The sequence below is a fragment of the Nonomuraea sp. NPDC050691 genome, from assembly GCF_040654455.1.
Lineage (GTDB): Bacteria > Actinomycetota > Actinomycetes > Streptosporangiales > Streptosporangiaceae > Nonomuraea.
This window is the reverse complement of the sequence record NZ_JBFAIA010000180.1, coordinates 1-16897: the sequence shown is the minus strand read 5'-3', so window position 1 is coordinate 16897 and position 16897 is coordinate 1. Positions and strand designations below refer to the sequence as shown.

The window sequence follows — 16897 nt, the reverse complement described above, 5'->3', positions numbered from 1 at the left end:
GCCCGAAAGCTGGTGCCGTCCCAGTGCAGGACCGCGGAGTCACCCACGGCCCACACGTCGTTCGGTGACACCGCGCTGAGCGCCTGGATGTCCACTTTGAACGGTAAAGCAACCCTGGTCCACCTATCCCGAGACCACCGGTTGATATATGCGGCATCCTCGGCTCCCGCCAGCCACGCCTCTCCGGCGCCCGCCACCACGGCCGCCGCCGACCAGTAGCCCCCTGCCGGCCCGCCTTGTCTGGACCAGGTACGACCGTTCCATCGCCAGATTCTCGCGTCGCTGCCACCGCCGCTGCCGAACACCCAGACGTCACGGCTCGATGAGGCGGACACGGCCCGGGTGGACTCCAGCCCGGCGGGTATGGTGACGTCGCGCCAGCCGATGCCATTCCACCGCTTTACGGTGGGGCTATCTGCGCCCCAACCAACCGCCCACGCGTCCCGCCTGCCGGTTACCACCACTTCATCCAGCGAAGTCCCGTGCCCGGCCTCGGCAACTTCCATCCAGGTTCCCGAGCCTGTCCGCACCGAAGGGCCTTGAGCGGACGCCGAGGGGGCAGGGGTGCTCGCACCCCCAGAGCTACAAGCCCCCAGCGTCACCACCAACGCCGCAGCCGCCAGTCGACCACGCATGTCCGAAACCTCTCCCTTGGCAACCCACGGCGTCTTCACCCAGTTCACGTGCTGATCGCTGCGCTTGATCACGGATTGCCGAGCGCTGTTGCTCCTACGCCAACGATCACATCGTGATCCAGTATCGCGTCGTTCACCACACATGCGACTTCAACACCTCGGCCACTATCCGACGGGTCCGCGCACTTGGCGCGCCAAGGCCGGCCACGCCAGTGATCTCGATCGGGTCTGGTGGCCGTCCGGCGAGATCCTCACCGACCTGTCCGGACGCGGCGTCCTGTTCGGACTCCGCGGCTCGGTCTACGACTGGAACGACCCGTTCGGGCGGCTCTTCCTGCAGGCGCTCGCCATGGTCGCCGAGCTCAAGGCCGATCTCGGGAACGCGCACCCCAAACTGCCCGAACCTGCTCGGCGCTCCATCCGCCGCCGATACGCCGAGGGCGAGGTATCCCTGGCCGACCTGGCCACCGAGTACAGCGTCGGACGCTCCGCCATCCATCGCATCATCCACGGGGCAGAGGCCGCCAGGTAGAGCGATCACCCACCGAAGCCGGATGTCGCACTTCGCTCAAGATCACTCTCAGCGCCAACGGCTGTTCCTGGGTTCCTCAACCCCGGAATCCCCGCCGCTCACCCCTTCAAGATCATCCCAATGTGGGTTCTGGGCCGGTGCGGGCTGATCTCCCTCCAGGGTGTACAGGAATGGATCGGACAGGTAGCAACCTGTGCGGTGCACAAGGCGGCGCTCACGCCCTGGCGTGCACCCGACGGGCGGCGACCAAGGAGGCCACAACTAGAGCGGTGAGCACGCTCCAGTACAGGAAGCCGCGGACGCCGGTTACAAGCAGGTTCTCGGCCAGGTAGACCAGGCCGGGAAGCAGATAGACGGCGGCCGCCAGCGCCCAGCGGCCGTCCCTGGCATCCAGCGTTGCGGCCAGCACCAGCAGCAGAGCCACCACCTCGACGCCGGTCCGCGAGACGACCCAGACGGGTTCGTACACCGGCACCTGCGTGAGCTGCAGCGCCCAGCCGGCCAGCGGGACGAGCAGCCACCGTGGCGACCGGGCGGGCATGGTCGCGCCCCACCCGCGGGCCCTCCCGGACGCGCGGCCCGCCCCCGCCCGCCGAATGGCGAGCACCGCCGACGCGGCCGCGACCACCCAGTAAGGCGCAACCGGCGCGAGGTCACCGTACAGCGGGCCGAGGTCGAGCGCCGGTACGTAGAACCCTCCCCAGACGATGGGCCAGCTAGTCCACACCGCGGCGAACGCCGCAAGGAGAGCCGCGACCCGCATCCATCCCCGCACGAGCGCCACCATCAGGACGATCCCGAGCGCCGTCCACACCTTGTAGTCGAAGTACGGCAGGACAGGAAGCTGTGCGAAGGTGAGCATCGCCACGATCAGCGCGCCGAGATGCAGGCCGTCGGTCCACGGCGGCACGCCGGCCGCGCGGGTGGCCCGGACGCGGACGGTGAAGGCGCCGGCGAGGAGATGCCGCGTCTCGCGGAGCGACGGCCGACGGTCCTCGGGCCGGGCCGCCTCCATCAGCGTGCTGATCAACTCCTCGCCGTGCGCGGCGCGGTAGTCCTTGGGGTAGGCGCGCAGGAGGCGGCGGTACCGCCGTTCCAGAACGTGGGTCATACGCTCGTCACTCCGCTCGGCCGCAGGACGAGTGCGGCGGCGCGCTGTAGCCGGGCCGCCTGTGCACGGACGGCGTGCACGCCGTCGTCGGTGATCCGGTAGTAGCGTCGCGGACGCCCGTTCACGGTCTCCTCGCGGTCCAGCAACACCCAGCCGGTCTCGGAGAGCCGGTCGAGCGCGCTGTACAGAGTGCCGACGGCGAGGTCGACCTCGCCGAGCGACTTGGTCCGGGCACGTTTGATGATCCCGTATCCGTGAAGCGGCTCTTCCATCAAAGCGACGAGGATGAAGTACGTCGCCTCCGTCATCCCGATCATGGTCCGACTATATATCGACCGTCGAAGTATCGGGTAGGGGCGCGGACGCCCTGCCGGACAACCTGCCGTGCCGAGTGTCCTTGACGGCCGCGCGGGTGTTCGGATGGCCCCTGGGGCCGGTGGGCGGAGGGGCGGCGTTCCCTGGCGTGTTCGGTAGTCTGTTCGTCGTCTTCGGCCCTGGCATCGGCCATCGGCCGCAGGTTGCCCGGCGCCTCTGGCCGGGTGAACGGGTAGCTGCCGTGGAAGTTGATGTGTTCCCAGATCCGGAGGCAGCCGGGCCCGGATCTCCGGGCCGATCAACAGTCGCCCATCGGCCTGCAGAGCTTCCACAGCGGCGTCGATGTAGAGGCTGTTCCAATTGATGATCGCGTCGAGCCCCAGGCCGAGCGCGCCGAGCTGGTCTTCCATGCCGCCCTTCTCCGCATGCGCGCCATTCGCTCACGCGTGCGCGTGCGTCACGCGTTATGGGCGGCGAGAGGGTGCGTCACCAGCGCCCCGTACGCAACGGCGGGGCGGGGTGGGCACGCTCGTGCGTACGTGCCCGCCCCGCCCCGCCGGGCGACGACTTCCCGAGCTACTGCCGAGGGCCGGAGCCGTTCGTCGACGGGGGTGTGTCGGCCACCTCCGAGGCGTCCAGGGCCACCGTGCCTTCCAGCGGCATCGAGCCGTCCGGGGCCACGGCGGCGGCCGAGGCGGCCGTCACCGGGCCGCCGGCGCCCAGCGAGCCGCCGACCGCGCCGATCGTGTGGGTGAGGCGGTCGCCCGAGCCGTCGCGGCGGCCGAGCTCCTCCGGCAGCGGCACCGGCTTGCCCGTGGCCGACACCGCCTTGGCGGGCGCCGGGCCGGCCCAGGCCAGCAACAGCACGTCCTCGCCCTTGAGGAACCGTTGCGCCCGCACGCCGCCCGTGGCCCGGCCCTTGGGCGGGAACTCGGCGTAGTCGGACACCTTGCCGCCGCCCACCTGGGTGCCGGGCAGGGCGGTGGACGATCCGGCCACGGTCACGACGCGGGACTCGCGCTGCGGGTCGACCACGCCGAAGAAGATCACCCGGGCCGTGCCGTCGAGCCGGACGCCGGCCATGCCGCCCGCGGGCCGTCCCTGCGGGCGCACGTGCGAGGCCTGGTAGCGCAGGAGCTGGGCGTCGGAGGTGATGAACACGAGGTCGTGGTCCTCGGACTCCAGCTCGGCCGCGCCGACCACCGTGTCGCCGTCCTTCAGGGTGATCACCTCGAAGTCGTCGCGGTTGGCCGGGTAGTCGGGGACCACCCGCTTGACGACGCCCTGCGCCGTGCCGAGGGCCAGCCCGGGGCCGTCGGGGTCGAGGGCGCCGAGGCCCACGACCGTCTCGCCGGTCTCCAGCGTCACGAACTCCGACACCGGATGGCCGCCGGACAGCGACGGCGGCGAGGCCGTGGGCGGCAGGATGGGCAGGTCGACCACCTGGACCCGGATGAGCCGGCCCAGGGACGTCACGATCCCGATCTCGCCCCGCGCGGACGTGCGCACGGCCGAGACCAGGACGTCGTGCGCGGACCGGTCGCCCTCGCCCGCCAGCGGGGAGGCGTCGGAGGTGCGGGCCAGCAGGCCGGTGGACGACAGCAGCGCCAGGCACGGCTCGTCGGCCACCTGCAGCTCCACCGTGGCCGCGCGGGGGGCGCCCGAGGCCTCCAGCAGCACGGTGCGGCGCGGCGTGCCGTACTTCTTGGCCACGTCGGCCAGCTCGCCCGAGACCACCTGACGCAGCCGCGTGTCGGACGACAGGATGCCGGTCAGCTCGGCGATCTCCTCAGTCAGCTGCTCCTTCTCGCGGTCGAGCTCCAGCTTGTCGTAGCGGGTCAGGCGGCGCAGCGGCGTGTCGAGGATGTACGCGGCCTGGATGTCGGTCAGGTCGAAGACCTCCATGAGGCGGCTGCGCGCCTGCGCGGAGTCGTCGGAGGAGCGGATGACCTGGATGACCTCGTCGATGTTGAGCAGCGCGACGACGAGGCCGTCGACCAGGTGCAGGCGCTCCTCGCGCTTGCGGCGGCGGTACTCGGAGCGGCGGCGCACCACTTCCAGGCGGTGGTCGACGTAGACGCTCAGCAGCTCGCGCAGGCCGAGGGTGCGCGGCTCGCCGTCGACCAGGGCGACGTTGTTGATGCCGAACGTCTCCTCCATCGGCGTGAGCCGGTAGAGCTCCTCCAGCACCGCCTCGGGGATGAAGCCGTTCTTGATCTCGATGACCAGGCGCAGGCCCTTGTGCCGGTCGGTGAGGTCCTTGAGGTCGGCGATGCCCTGGAGCTTCTTGGCGTTGACCAGCTCCTTGATCTTGGCGACGACGCGCTCGGGGCCGACGTTGTACGGCAGCTCCGTGACGACGATGCCCTTGCGGCGCGGGGTGATCTGCTCGACCACGCACTTGGCGCGCATGCGGAACGTGCCGCGCCCGCTCACGTAGGCGTCGCGGATGCCCTGCAGCCCGATGATCGTGCCGCCCGTCGGCAGGTCGGGACCCGGGACGAACCGCATGAGGTCGTCGAGCGTCGCGTCGGGCTTCTTGATCAGGTGGCGGGCGGCGGCCACGACCTCGACGAGGTTGTGCGGCGCCATGTTGGTGGCCATGCCGACGGCGATGCCGGTGGTGCCGTTGACCAGGAGGTTGGGGAACGCCGACGGCATGACCGTGGGCTCGGTCTCCTGGCCGTCGTAGTTGGGCTTGAAGTCGACCGTGTCCTCGTCGAGCGACTCGACCATGAGCATCGCGGCCGGCGCGAGGCGGGCCTCGGTGTAGCGCATGGCGGCCGGCATGTCGTCGGGCGAGCCGAAGTTGCCGTGGCCGTCGACGAGGGGCAGGCGCATGGAGAACGGCTGCGCCAGCCGGACGACCGCGTCGTAGATCGCGGTGTCGCCGTGGGGGTGGAGCTTGCCCATGACGTCGCCGACGACGCGCGAGGACTTGACGTGCCCGCGGTCGGGGCGCAGGCCCATCTCGCTCATCGAGTAGAGGATGCGCCGCTGCACCGGCTTGAGGCCGTCGCGGGCGTCGGGCAGCGCCCGCTGGTAGATGACCGAGTAGGCGTACTCGAGGAAGCTGGTGCGCATCTCCGAGGACACGTCGATGTCGACGATCCGCTCCTCGAAGTCCTCAGGCGGGGGTGCAGTCGTGCGTCGGGCCATCTTGTGCTGCGCGGCTACCTCGGCCGTCGCGCCGAGGGGGAAGCGCATCCTCCTTCTGTCCTTGTGCTGTAACCGTAGCCGTCGGCTCGGTGGAGATGGGCCGGATCGGCGGGTGCAGCGTCGGCAAGGGCCGGCCTGGTCGCGGTGCGACGACGGCCAGGGGCCCGTACGGCGGCGCGTGCGGTGGGGGCGGGGGCGTGGTGCGCCCCTGGAGATGATGGCACAGGCGCCTCCCGGCACCGGATCGTCGAAGCCTGCTGTCTGCTCGCATCGTACCAACCGCCTCGACGACTTTTAGCATACGTGTTCGAGTCGCGGCCGGTGGGCCGCCCGCGCTTGACCAAGCAATTGCTTGGGCGTTACGTTCCGGAAAGGGATAATCCTCGTCTCCGGAGGCGTCATGATCGAGTTTCATCCCGTCACCCGCCACATCGGCGCCGAGGTGACCGGAGTGGACCTGCGCAAGCCGTTGTCCCAGGAAGAGGTCGCGACCCTCCGCGAGGGCTGGCTCAGGCACCTGGTGCTGTTCTTCCGCGACCAGCAGATCGACGACGAGCAGCACCTGCAGTTCGCGCTCAACTTCGGCACGCTCAACCACCCCGCGTTCAAGAAGGACAGCGCCAGCCCCATCCACGTGCTCGACCAGACCGACCCCAAGGGCGAGGGCGGCGACGAGTGGCACAGCGACAACACCTTCGAGCCGACCCCGCCCATGGGCTCGCTGCTGCGCTGCGTCCAGCTCCCCAGCGTCGGCGGCGACACGCTGTGGGCGAACACCTATCTGGCGTACGAGACGCTCTCGCCCTCGCTCCAGCGGCTGTGCGACGAGCTGACCGCCGTGCACGACATCACCATGTCCATGAAGAAGGCCATCAGCAAGGGACACCCGTTCGACCTGAAGGAGGTCCAGGCCCAGTGGCCGCCGATCGAGCGGCCCGTCGTGCGCGTCCACCCCGAGACGGGGCGCAAGGCCCTGTTCGTCAACCGCTCCTCCACGACGCGCCTGGTCGGCCTCACCGACCGCGAGAACGAGGCCCTGCTGCCGTTGCTGATCGACCACATCCGCTCGCCCGAGTACCAGGTGCGGCTGCGCTGGCGCCCCGGCACGCTGGCCTTCTGGGACAACCGGCCCACCCAGCACTACGCGGTGGCCGACTACACCGAACGCCGGCGGATGCACCGGGTGACCATCAACGCCTTCCCGGAGCACGCGGACACGTAGATCCGGCGCCCGCGAGCCAAGCGGACGCGGAGGTCCCGGCGCCCGCGAGCGAAAACGTCGGGGAAACCTGGTAACAAGGAGCACATGACTGAAGCCCCCGACGCGGCGATGCTGCGCGAAGAGGCGGAGGGGCGGCTGCGCGCGCTGGCCGGCGAGCACGCCCGGCTCCGCGACGACCAGTGGGCCGCCATCGAGGCGCTCGTCGTCGACCGACGACGGGTCCTCGTGGTCCAGCGCACCGGCTGGGGCAAGTCGGCCGTCTACTTCGTCGCCACCGCGCTGCTGCGCGAGCTCGGCGAGGGCCCGACCGTCATCGTGTCGCCCCTGCTCGCCCTCATGCGCAACCAGATCGCCGCCGCCGAGCGGGCCGGCATCAGGGCCGCCACCATCAACTCCGCCAACCCCGAGGCGTGGGAGGAGATCTACGGGCAGGTCGCCGACGGCCTGGTCGACGTGCTGCTGGTCAGCCCCGAGCGGCTCAACAACCCCGACTTCCGCGACAACGTGCTGCCCGAGCTGGCCGAGAGCGCCGGCCTCGTCGTGGTGGACGAGGCCCACTGCATCTCCGACTGGGGCCACGACTTCCGGCCCGACTACCGCCGCCTCGCCACACTGTTCGAGGAGCTGCCGCCCGGCGTCCCGGTCCTCGCCACCACCGCCACGGCCAACGCCCGCGTCACCCGCGACGTCGCCGACCAGCTCGGCCACGACACGCTGGTGCTGCGCGGGCCGCTGGAGCGCGAGAGCCTCCACCTGGGCGTCGTCCGCCTGCCGACGGCCGAGCAGCGCCTCGCCTGGCTGACGCAGACGCTGCACGAGCTGCCCGGCTCCGGCATCGTCTACACCCTCACCGTGGCCGCGGCCCACGAGATCGCCGACCACCTGCGCGAGCAGGGCCACGAGGTGGCCGCCTACTCCGGCCAGACCGACCCGGCCGAGCGCCTGGAGGCCGAGGAGGCGCTGCTCGGCAACAAGATCAAGGCCCTGGTCGCGACCAGCGCCCTCGGCATGGGCTTCGACAAGCCCGACCTCGGGTTCGTCGTCCACGTCGGCGCCCCGCAGTCGCCCGTCGCCTACTACCAGCAGGTCGGCCGGGCCGGTCGCGGCGTCGAGCGGGCCGAGGTGATCCTGCTGCCCGGCGCCGAGGACCGCGACATCTGGTCCTACTTCACCTCGCTCGCCTTCCCGCCCGAGCCGGTCGTGCGGGCCACGCTGGCCGCGCTGGAGGAGCGCGGCACCCTGTCCACGCCCGCCCTGGAGACCATCGTCGACCTCGGCCGCAGCCGGCTGGAGATGATGCTCAAGGTCCTCGACGTCGACGGCGCCGTCCGCCGGGTCAAAGGCGGCTGGCAGGCCACCGGCGAGCCGTGGGCGTACGACACCGAGCGCTACTCCCGCATCGCCGCCGAGCGCCGCGCCGAGCAGGAGGCCATGCTCGGCTACCTCACCACGACCGAGTGCCGCGAGCAGTACCTCCGCCGTCTCCTCGACGACGACTCCGCCCAGCCCTGCGGCCGGTGCGACAACTGCACGGGCCGGCACCGCTCGCCGGAGATCGCCGCGCCCGCCGTCGAGAGCGCCCGCGCCCGGCTGACCAGGCCGGGCGTCACGGTGGAGGCACGCCGCCAGTGGCCGACCGGCCTCGACGACCTGTCCGGCCGGATCAAGCCGGAGCTCGGCGCCGAGCCGGGCCGGGCGCTCGGCCGCCTCACCGACATCGGCTGGGGCAACCGCCTGCGCGAGCTGCTGGGCGGCCCCGACGGGCCGCTGCCCGACGACATGTTCCGGGCCGTGACCCAGGTGCTGGCCGCGTGGGACTGGCGGGAGCGCCCGGTGGCGGTGGTCAGCATGCCCTCCGCGAGCCGTCCGCAGCTCGTGCGCGGGTTCGCCGAGCGGCTCGCCCAGGTGGGGCGGCTGACCTACCTCGGCGAGCTGGGCTACCGCTCGGGGCCGCCCGGCCGCCAGTTCAACAGCGCCCAGCGCGTACGCGCGGTCAGGGCGACGCTGGCCATGCCCCGCGACCTGGGCGCGGCGGTGGCCCAGTGCGGCGGTCCGGTGCTGCTGGTGGACGACCAGGTCGACACGGGCTGGACCATGACGCTCGGCACGGCCCTCGTCCGCCACGCGGGCGCCCCGGCCGTCCTGCCCCTCGCCCTGGCCACCACCTCCTGAGGGGGCGGCTCCCGAGAGCCGCCTCTCAGAGGTACGAGCCTCAGAGGGCCGATGTACGGCCGGGCGCCCAGAGCCCCCACCTCCAGCACCCGGGCGGTGCAGAACTCCGCCACCCGGCGCGCGGACTCGGCCTCGCGGCGGAACCGGCGCACGGCCTGCTCGTCGTCGGCGAAACGGGCGTGCAGCAGCTTGATGGCCACGCGCTCGCCGGACGGCGCGGAACCCAGGTAGACGCTGCCCTGGCCGCCCTCACCGAGGAAGCCGATGACCTGGTAGGCGCCGATCGCCACGGGGTCGCCTGGCCGTAACGGCCGCACGCCGAGCATTCATCTCCTTCGTCGTGCCCTCACCGTGCCGCACAGGGGCCGAACCGCGGCCACGCGGGAGATATCACGATACGACCGGAGACGTCGGCCCGCACTAGAGCCGCGGACGGGCTCCCAGATGCATGATCGCCTTGGCGGCGAGGCGGCAGCCCGCGGCCAGGGACTCGGCCGGCGGCTTGTTCTCCAGCCACGGCGGCAGGAACCCGGCGCAGAACGCGTCGCCCGCTCCCGTGCCGTCGACGATCCGGTCGACCGGCTCCGCGGGCACGTGGACCGGGTCGGGACTGCCGTTGCCGAACCACAGCGCCCCGTCGGCGTTCATCTTGATGACGACCTGCGGGAAGAACGCCGTCAGCACCTTGGCCGCGGCCTCCGGCTCGTCGCGGCCGGTCAGCACCTTGGCCTGCTCGGCGTTCGCGAGCAGCAGCTTGGCGCCGCTCGTCCACTCCAGGAACGGCTCGGCGCCCGTGCGCTCCAGCGGTGCGGACGAGGCGCAGTCGACCGAGATCGACATGCCCGAGCGGCGGGCCATGTCGAGCGCCGCGAAGCCGGCGTCGCGGGAGCCCTCGTTGATCAGCGTGTAGCCGGACAGGTGGAGGTGGCCGCCGCCGTTGAACAGGTCGCGCGGAAGGTCCTCGGGGGAGAGCGCGGCGTTGGCGCCGGGATCGGACAGCATCGTGCGCTCGCCCTTGTGCGTGACGAGCACCACGCAGGTGCCGGTCGGCCGTTCGGGGTCCATGACGAGGCGCGCGTCGACGCCGTAGCCCATGAGCTCCATGTCGCGGTTGCGCCCGGTGATGTCGGCGCCGCGGCGGCCGATGAACGCCACGTCCGCGTTCTCGACCGCGAGCCAGGAGGCGATGTTGGCCCCCGAGCCGCCACCGTGCATGGTCACGATCGCCGGGGTGTCGCTCGCCCTGGCGAGCGCATAACGGGCGCGCGCGACCGCGTCGGTCATGAGATCGCCCACCACGACGACCCGCGTCATGATGTCACCACCTTGCTGCCTTCAGAACGAGCCGGTCACGGCAAAACGCCACCGCAAAACTAACAGCTTCGGGGCGGCCCGTGGGGCGGTCCTCGAACACCGGTCCGCAGTCGATGCACAAGCGTTGCCAACAGGCCCTGAGGTCTGGAGACGGGGGACGCGGGATCGGTCCCGGGACGGCGCGGGGATTAGTCTCGGGACTGTGCAGGCTCAGGCTCAGTACCCCGCTCACTGGGAGGCCGACGTCGTCCTCGCCGACGGCGGCACGGCTCACGTCCGCCCGATCCGGCCCGCCGACGCCGACCGGCTGCGCTCCTTCTACTCCCGCCTGTCCGACGAGTCGATCTACTTCCGCTTCTTCGGGCCGCGCCCGCGGCTGTCGGACAAGGAGGTGGCCTGGTTCACGACCGTCGACTACGTGGACCGGGTCGCGCTGATCGCCACCATCGGCACCGAGATGGTGGCCGTCATCCGCTACGACCGGGTCGAGCCCGGCGAGGCCGAGGTGGCGTTCCTGGTCGAGGACGCCCACCAGGGCCGCGGCGTCGCCTCGGTGCTGCTGGAGCACCTGGCCGCCACCGCCCGCGAGCGCGGCATCGAGCGCTTCGTCGCCGACGTGCTGCCCGCGAACATGAAGATGATGGGCGTGCTGCGCCAGGCCGGTTACACCGCCGAGAGCAGCTTCGCCGACGGCGTGGTCCGCATGACCCTCGACCTCACCCCGACCGAGACCTCGGCCGAGGTGACGGCCTCGCGCGAGCACCGCGCCGAGGCCCGCTCGATCGCGCGACTGCTCACGCCCGGCTCGGTGGCGGTGATCGGCGCCTCGCGCGAGCCGGGCGGCGTCGGCCAGGCCGTGCTGCGCAACCTGCTGGCCGCCGACTTCACCGGCCCCGTCTACCCGGTCCACCGCGAGGTACGGGCCGTGGCGGGCGTCCGGGCCTATCCGAGCGTGTCGGCCATCGACGACACCGTGGACCTCGCCGTGGTCGCCGTGCCCGCCGAGAGCGTGGCCGACGTGGTCAAGGAGTGCGCGGAGAAGGGCGTCCACGGGCTCGTCGTGGTGTCGTCCGGGTTCGGCGAGACCGGGGAGCAGGGCCGGGCCCGCCAGGACGAGCTGGCCCGCATCGCCCGCGCGTACGGCCTGCGCATGGTCGGCCCGAACTGCCTGGGCATCGCCAACACCGACCCGGCCGTGCGGCTGAACGCCACGCTCGCGGCGACCGTGCCCGGCCGGGGCCGGGTGGGGTTCTTCAGCCAGTCGGGCGCGCTCGGCACGGCGCTGCTCCAGCGGGTGGCGCAGCGCGGCATGGGCATCTCGTCGTTCGTGTCGGCGGGCAACCGGGCCGACGTGTCGGGCAACGACCTGCTCCAGTACTGGGAGGAGGACGACGCCACCGAGGTGATCCTGCTCTACCTGGAGTCGCTGGGCAATCCGCGCAAGTTCACCCGGCTGGCCCGCCGGATCTCCCGCAGCAAGCCGATCGTCGTGGTCAAGAGCGGCGGCACTCCGGCCGGGCACTCCGCGCGCGAGCTGCGGCTGCCGGACTCGGCGATCAGTTCGCTGTTCGAGCAGGCCGGCCTGATCCGTGTGGACGACCTCATCCAGCTCTTCGACGTGGGCCAGCTCCTCGCCTACCAGCCGCTGCCCGCAGGGCCGCGCGTCGGCCTGGTCACCAACTCCGACGCCCTCGGGCTGCTGGCCGCCGACGCCTGCGTGGCGGCCGGCCTGTCACCCCGGCCGCCCGCGAACCTCGGCGCCTCGGCCGGGGCCGCCGAGTTCGGCGCGGCGCTGGCCGGGCAGCTCGCCTCCGAGGAGGTGGACGCGGCCATCGTGATCTACACGCCGCCGATCCCCGGGGCCGGGGAGGAGGTGGCGGCCGAGTTGCTGCGGGTCTCGGAGGAGTGCGGGAAGCCCGTGCTGGCCACGTTCGAGGGGCATCTCGGGATGCATCCGGCGCTCCGGGTGGGCGCCACGCCGTCGCGCGGGTCCGGGGCGGCGCGGGTCACGCCGTCGCGCGGTTCGATCCCGTCGTACGCGGCGCCGGAGGAGGCCGTGCGGGCCCTGGCCCACGTCGCGCGGTACGCCGCCTGGCGCTCCCGGCCCATGGCGCCGCCGCCCGAGCTGGACGACGTCGACACGGCCCGTGCCCGCGACCTGGTCACCCGCGCCCTCGCCACGCCGCAGGCCGTCGACGGCCGCCCGGAGGAGGAGGCGGTGGACGTGGACGCCGCCGAACTGCTCTCCTGCTACGGCCTCGACGTGTGGTCCGCCGAGGTGGTCCGCTCGCCGGACGAGGCGGTCGAGGCCGCCCGGCGGCTGGGCTGGCCCGTGGTGCTCAAGGTCGCCGACCCCGACGCCTCCCGCCGGGCCGGCACGGTACGGCTCGGCCTGGAGAGCCCCGACAGCGTCCGGCACGCGTACACCGAGTTCGCGGGCCGTCTCGGCGAGGGCGTGGAGCTGGCCGTGCAGCGCATGGCGCCCCAGCCCGCGGTACCGACGGTGGTGGGCGTCGTCGAGGACCCGGCGTTCGGGCCGATCGTGTCGTTCGGGCTGGGCGAGGTGACGGCGCGGCTCCTGCTCGACCAGGGGTTCCGGCTGGCGCCGCTCACCGGGGAGGACGCCGCTGCGCTGGTGCGCTCGGTGCGGGCCGCGCCGCTGCTGTTCGGCGAGTACGGCTACCCTCCCGTGGCGGTCGACGCCCTGGAGGACCTCCTGGTCCGGGTCGGGCGGCTGGCCGGCGACCTGCCGGAGGTGGCCCGGCTGGACCTCGACCAGGTGCTGGTGGGGGAGTCGGGCGTCATCGTGCTCGGCGCCCGCGCCACCGTCCGCACGCCGCCGGGCCCGCGCCTCGACGGGGGCCCGCGCCGCCTGTCCTGACCCGCGCCGGCCGCGTGGGGCGTCCTGGCGCGGCCGTACGAGTTGAGACGTTATAGAGCGTTATGTACGGCGGGTGAGGGCGGCGCGCCGTCCTGGCAGGATGGACCCATGAGGGAAACCCGAGTCTCAGCCGCGGGCCTGCGCGAAGCGATCGAGCGCAGCGGCTACTATCCCGACCTCGTCACCGATGCGGTCGAATCCGCGCTGGGCAAGGAGGCCGTCACTGCCTTCGTGGTGCACCACGAGGCGACGTTCGACCCGGCCATGGAGGTGCGCAGGCACGTCACCGTCCTGGTGCTGACCGGCACCCGGCTCCTGGTGTGCCACACGGACGAGCACCCGGCCGTCGAGGGCGTGTCCGCCTCGCACGCCTCCACCACCACCGAGGCCGTGCGCCTCAGCCGCATCCAGTCCGTCGCGGTCACCCGGGTCGTCCCCGACCCCGCCTCCTACGCCCCCGGGGTGCCGCCCACCGAGGCGACGCTCACGATCGGCTGGGGCGCCATCGCCCACGTCGACCTGGAGCCCGCCACCTGCGGCGACGAGAACTGCGAGGCCGACCACGGCTACACCGGCGCCATCACGGCCGACGACCTGTCGCTGCGCGTCAGCGAGGCCGCCGACGGGCCCGAGGCGGTCTCCCACGTGCTCGCCTTCGCCAAGGCCCTGTCGGAGGCCACGGCCCGCGCCGCCTCCTGACCCGCCCTCCGCTCGCCTCCCCGGTTCGCGGCGGCCCGCCTTCCCGGTTCGCGACCCACACCGGGGAGGCGGCCGGTCGCGCCTCGGAACATCGGCCGGTGCCGCCTCGAAGGCCGGCCGGTCGTGCCTCGGAACGAGCGCCGTACGTGGTTAAGCTCGGAGAATGGCCGACACCGCCCCTCTGATCCCCGCGTACGGCGGGTCGTCGCTGGCGGACCTGCCGCGGGCGCTGCTGGCCGCCCTCGCCCCCGCCGCCGCATTTGGCGCGCCCCCCTCCGAGCCCGGCGCGCCCCCCACCGAGCCCAGCCTGGTCCCCGCCGACCCCGGCCTGATCCGTGTCGAGCCCGCCCGCGCCGTCTGCGTCCTGCTGATCGACGGCCTCGGGGCCGAGGCGCTGCGCGCCCACGCCGGCGCGGCGCCGTTCCTCTCCCAGGGCATGCGACCGGTGACCGCGCCGCTGACGGCTGGTTTCCCGGCCACCACCGTCACGAGCCTGTCCTCGCTCGGCACCGGCCTGCCGCCCGGCGAGCACGGCATGATGGGCCTGACCCTGGCCGTGCCCGGCACCGGCCTGCTGTTCAACTGCCTGCGCTGGACCCTGCCCGACGGGCTGGTCATGGACCCGCGCGTGTGGCAGCCCGCCCCCACCGTGTTCGAGCGGGCCCGCGACGCGGGCATCATGGCCGCGTACGTGGCACCGGGCGAGTTCGAGGGCAGCGGCCTGACCGAGGCCGTCTACCGGGGCGTGCGCTACCTCGCCGCCGGCACCGTGGACGAGCGCGTCGAACGGGCCCGCGAGGCCCTGCGCGAGACGCCCGCGTACGTGACCGTCTACTACGGCGACCTCGACTCCGCCGGCCACCACACCGGCTGGGGGAGCGAGGAGTGGCTGCGGCGGCTCGCGACCGCCGACCAGCTCGCCGAGCGGCTGGCCGGCGCGCTGCCGGGCGGCTGCGCCCTGTACGTCACCGCCGACCACGGCATGGTCAACGCCACCGACAAGCTCGACGCGGAGAGCGATCCGGCGCTGCGGCACGGGGTGGCCATGCTGGGCGGCGAGGCGCGGGCACGCCACGTCTACGCCGAGGAGGGAGCCGCCGCCGACGTGCTCGCCGCCTGGCGCCAGACGCTGGCCGGCCGGGCCTGGGTGGTGCCGCGCGAGGAGGCGGTCGAGGCCGGATGGTTCGGGCCCGCCGTACGGGCCGAGTGGCTGCAGCGCCTCGGCGACGTGCTGGCCGTGCCGTACACCGACCTGGCCCTCGTCGCGCCCCGCGCCCACCCGCACGAGGCGGCCTTCATCGGCTACCACGGCTCGATGACGGCCGCCGAACAGTACGTGCCGCTGCTGGAGGCGAGCACGCGTTGACCAGTCCCGCGATCGGGACGCCCGACCATGAGGAGCCGAGATGAGCCCGCTGATCAGCCCTGCCGAACTCGCCGCGCTCGACGGCGTGACCGTGCTCGACGCCCGCTCGCGGCTCGGCGGTCCGCCCGCGATCGGGCTGTACCGGGAGGGGCACCTGCCGGGCGCCGTCTACTGCGACGTGGACGCCGACCTCGCCGCACCGCCCGGCCCCGGCGGCCGGCACCCGCTGCCCGACGCCGGCCCCTTCGAGGCCGCGATGCGGCGGCTCGGCGTCGGCAACGCCCGGCCGGTGGTCGTCTACGACGACGCGAGCTCGACGATCGCGGCGCGCGCCTGGTGGACGCTGCGCTACTTCGGCCACCAGGACGTCCGGGTGCTCGACGGCGGGCTGCCCGCGTGGGTGGCGGCGGGCCTGCCGACGGTGACCGAGTTCCCCGAGGTGGAGCCGGGCGACTTCACCGCCAAGCCCGGCGGCATGCCCATGCTGACGGCCGACGAGGCCGCGGCGCTGGCCGCTGAGGGGGTGCTGCTCGACGCCAGGGCCGCCGAGCGGTACCGCGGCGAGACCGAGCCGATCGACCCCGTGGCGGGGCACATCCCGGGCGCGGTGTCGGCGCCGACCGTCGGGAACGTGGGCCCGGACGGCCGCTTCCTGCCGCCGGAGGAACTGCGGGCGCGGTTCGCCGGGCTCGGGGTGAGCGACGGGGTGCGGGCCGGGGCCTACTGCGGGTCGGGGGTGACGGCCGCGCACCAGGTGCTGGCCCTGGAGCTGGCGGGACTGCCGGCCGCACTGTACGTCGGTTCGTGGTCGAACTGGGTGGCCGACCCGACCCGCCCGGTCGCGACCGGCTGACCCGGGTCCGGTCTCGACGGGCCGCCGCCCCGAGCCTGGATGGGCCGTCCCCCGGGCTGGTGCGCCGGCTCGTCACCCCTGGTTCGTGTGCGAGGTCAGGCCGGGGGAGTGAGGCGGCGGTGGCCCGCGCCGAAGCAGGCGAAGCCCGGCACCTCCGTCTTCGCCGAGGCCGCGGCCAGGGCGGACGCGGGCGACTCGCCGCGGGCCAGCAGCTCGTGGAAGAGCGTCATCACGGCCAGCGCGTCGTCGTCGCGCACCGGCACCATCCCGGCGACGACGCAGGCCGTACCCCTGGCCAGGAACGCCCCGGCCAGCCCCAGGGGCGCGCCCTCGGCGGGGACGCGCGCCATCCCGGAGTCGCACGCCGACAGCACCACGAGCCGCGGCGACCGGGGCAGCCGCAGCAGGTCGTACGCCATGAGCGGCCCGTCGTCGAGCGTGATGGACGACAGCAGCGGGCTGCGCGCGTGGAACACCCCGTGCGCCGCCAGGTGCAGCACGTCCGCGGAGGCGAGCGCCTCCATCACCGGCCCGGTGCGCGCCGGCCCGAGCGCATCTGACTGAACAACCCGACCAGCGTGGCGCGTTCGGCCGGGGACAGGCCCGCCAGGACCTGGCACGACGACAGGGCTGACAGG

The 16897-nt window shown here is 73.1% G+C and carries 12 protein-coding genes and 1 pseudogene; 7 read left to right on the top strand and 6 right to left on the bottom strand.

The features are described from left to right. Positions 1-506 (bottom strand): annotated as a pseudogene (locus tag AB0H81_RS37410) (hypothetical protein); the annotation flags it as partial. Between the two features lie 271 nt (positions 507-777). On the opposite strand from AB0H81_RS37410, the gene AB0H81_RS37405 reads away from it, so the two are divergent. Continuing rightward, complete coding sequence (locus AB0H81_RS37405) at positions 778-1167, top strand: hypothetical protein (protein WP_358384739.1); 390 nt, start codon at positions 778-780, stop codon at positions 1165-1167. Between the two features lie 214 nt (positions 1168-1381). Here the strand turns inward: AB0H81_RS37405 and AB0H81_RS37400 are convergent, their stop codons facing one another. The 3 genes from AB0H81_RS37400 to AB0H81_RS37390 form a co-directional block, all read right to left on the bottom strand. Then, positions 1382-2278, bottom strand: coding sequence for a hypothetical protein (locus AB0H81_RS37400; RefSeq protein ID WP_358384736.1), 897 nt, complete (start codon positions 2276-2278; stop codon positions 1382-1384). Next, positions 2275-2595, bottom strand: a complete 321-nt coding sequence (locus tag AB0H81_RS37395; protein ID WP_358384734.1) for a PadR family transcriptional regulator — start codon at positions 2593-2595, stop codon at positions 2275-2277. The genes AB0H81_RS37400 and AB0H81_RS37395 overlap by 4 nt, the downstream gene beginning before the upstream one ends. A 574-nt stretch (positions 2596-3169) precedes the next feature. Continuing rightward, entirely contained in the window at positions 3170-5752 is a 2583-nt protein-coding gene (locus AB0H81_RS37390) for a DNA topoisomerase IV subunit A (RefSeq protein ID WP_358384745.1), read from the bottom strand. Between the two features lie 400 nt (positions 5753-6152). Here AB0H81_RS37390 and AB0H81_RS37385 point away from each other — a divergent pair, with 400 nt between their 5' ends. Then, entirely contained in the window at positions 6153-6974 is an 822-nt protein-coding gene (locus AB0H81_RS37385) for a TauD/TfdA family dioxygenase (protein WP_358384731.1), read from the top strand. 84 nt (positions 6975-7058) lie between these two features. Continuing rightward, positions 7059-9146 (top strand): RecQ family ATP-dependent DNA helicase, encoded by a 2088-nt coding sequence (locus AB0H81_RS37380; protein WP_358384729.1) that lies wholly within the window; start codon positions 7059-7061, stop codon positions 9144-9146. Positions 9147-9566: 420 nt separating this feature from the next. On the opposite strand, the gene AB0H81_RS37375 is transcribed toward AB0H81_RS37380, so the two are convergent. Then, positions 9567-10460, bottom strand: coding sequence for a sugar kinase (locus AB0H81_RS37375; RefSeq protein ID WP_358384726.1), 894 nt, complete (start codon positions 10458-10460; stop codon positions 9567-9569). A gap of 202 nt (positions 10461-10662) precedes the next feature. Between AB0H81_RS37375 and AB0H81_RS37370 the strand changes: the two genes are divergently transcribed. The 4 genes from AB0H81_RS37370 to AB0H81_RS37355 all read left to right on the top strand — a co-directional run bounded on the left by AB0H81_RS37370 (position 10663) and on the right by AB0H81_RS37355 (position 16259). Further along, entirely contained in the window at positions 10663-13341 is a 2679-nt protein-coding gene (locus tag AB0H81_RS37370; protein WP_358384724.1) for a GNAT family N-acetyltransferase, read from the top strand. Between the two features lie 108 nt (positions 13342-13449). Next, positions 13450-14040: a DUF5998 family protein gene (locus tag AB0H81_RS37365; protein WP_175588167.1), complete on the top strand. Its 591-nt coding sequence runs from the start codon at positions 13450-13452 to the stop codon at positions 14038-14040. Between the two features lie 163 nt (positions 14041-14203). Continuing rightward, entirely contained in the window at positions 14204-15406 is a 1203-nt protein-coding gene (locus tag AB0H81_RS37360; protein ID WP_358384721.1) for a nucleotide pyrophosphatase/phosphodiesterase family protein, read from the top strand. Positions 15407-15446: 40 nt separating this feature from the next. Further along, on the top strand, positions 15447-16259 hold the full coding sequence (locus AB0H81_RS37355; protein WP_358384718.1) for a sulfurtransferase: 813 nt from the start codon (positions 15447-15449) through the stop codon (positions 16257-16259). Positions 16260-16354: 95 nt separating this feature from the next. On the opposite strand, the gene AB0H81_RS37350 is transcribed toward AB0H81_RS37355, so the two are convergent. Beyond that, a complete protein-coding gene (locus AB0H81_RS37350) occupies positions 16355-16879 on the bottom strand; it encodes a CHAT domain-containing protein (RefSeq protein ID WP_358384742.1) in 525 nt (174 codons plus the stop codon). Between the last annotated feature and the right edge of the window lie 18 nt (positions 16880-16897).

Bases quoted from the DNA above. Each gene is read 5' to 3' on its own strand.
- AB0H81_RS37380 (WP_358384729.1), top strand. From the start codon at position 7,059: ATGACTGAAGCCCCCGACGCGGCGATGCTGCGCGAAGAGGCGGAGGGG.
- AB0H81_RS37355 (WP_358384718.1), top strand. From the start codon at position 15,447: ATGAGCCCGCTGATCAGCCCTGCCGAACTCGCCGCGCTCGACGGCGTG.
- AB0H81_RS37395 (WP_358384734.1), bottom strand. From the start codon at position 2,595: ATGATCGGGATGACGGAGGCGACGTACTTCATCCTCGTCGCTTTGATG.
- AB0H81_RS37390 (WP_358384745.1), bottom strand. From the start codon at position 5,752: ATGGCCCGACGCACGACTGCACCCCCGCCTGAGGACTTCGAGGAGCGG.
- AB0H81_RS37405 (WP_358384739.1), top strand. From the start codon at position 778: ATGCGACTTCAACACCTCGGCCACTATCCGACGGGTCCGCGCACTTGG.
- AB0H81_RS37375 (WP_358384726.1), bottom strand. From the start codon at position 10,460: ATGACGCGGGTCGTCGTGGTGGGCGATCTCATGACCGACGCGGTCGCG.
- AB0H81_RS37360 (WP_358384721.1), top strand. From the start codon at position 14,204: ATGGCCGACACCGCCCCTCTGATCCCCGCGTACGGCGGGTCGTCGCTG.
- AB0H81_RS37365 (WP_175588167.1), top strand. From the start codon at position 13,450: ATGAGGGAAACCCGAGTCTCAGCCGCGGGCCTGCGCGAAGCGATCGAG.
- AB0H81_RS37385 (WP_358384731.1), top strand. From the start codon at position 6,153: ATGATCGAGTTTCATCCCGTCACCCGCCACATCGGCGCCGAGGTGACC.
- AB0H81_RS37400 (WP_358384736.1), bottom strand. From the start codon at position 2,278: ATGACCCACGTTCTGGAACGGCGGTACCGCCGCCTCCTGCGCGCCTAC.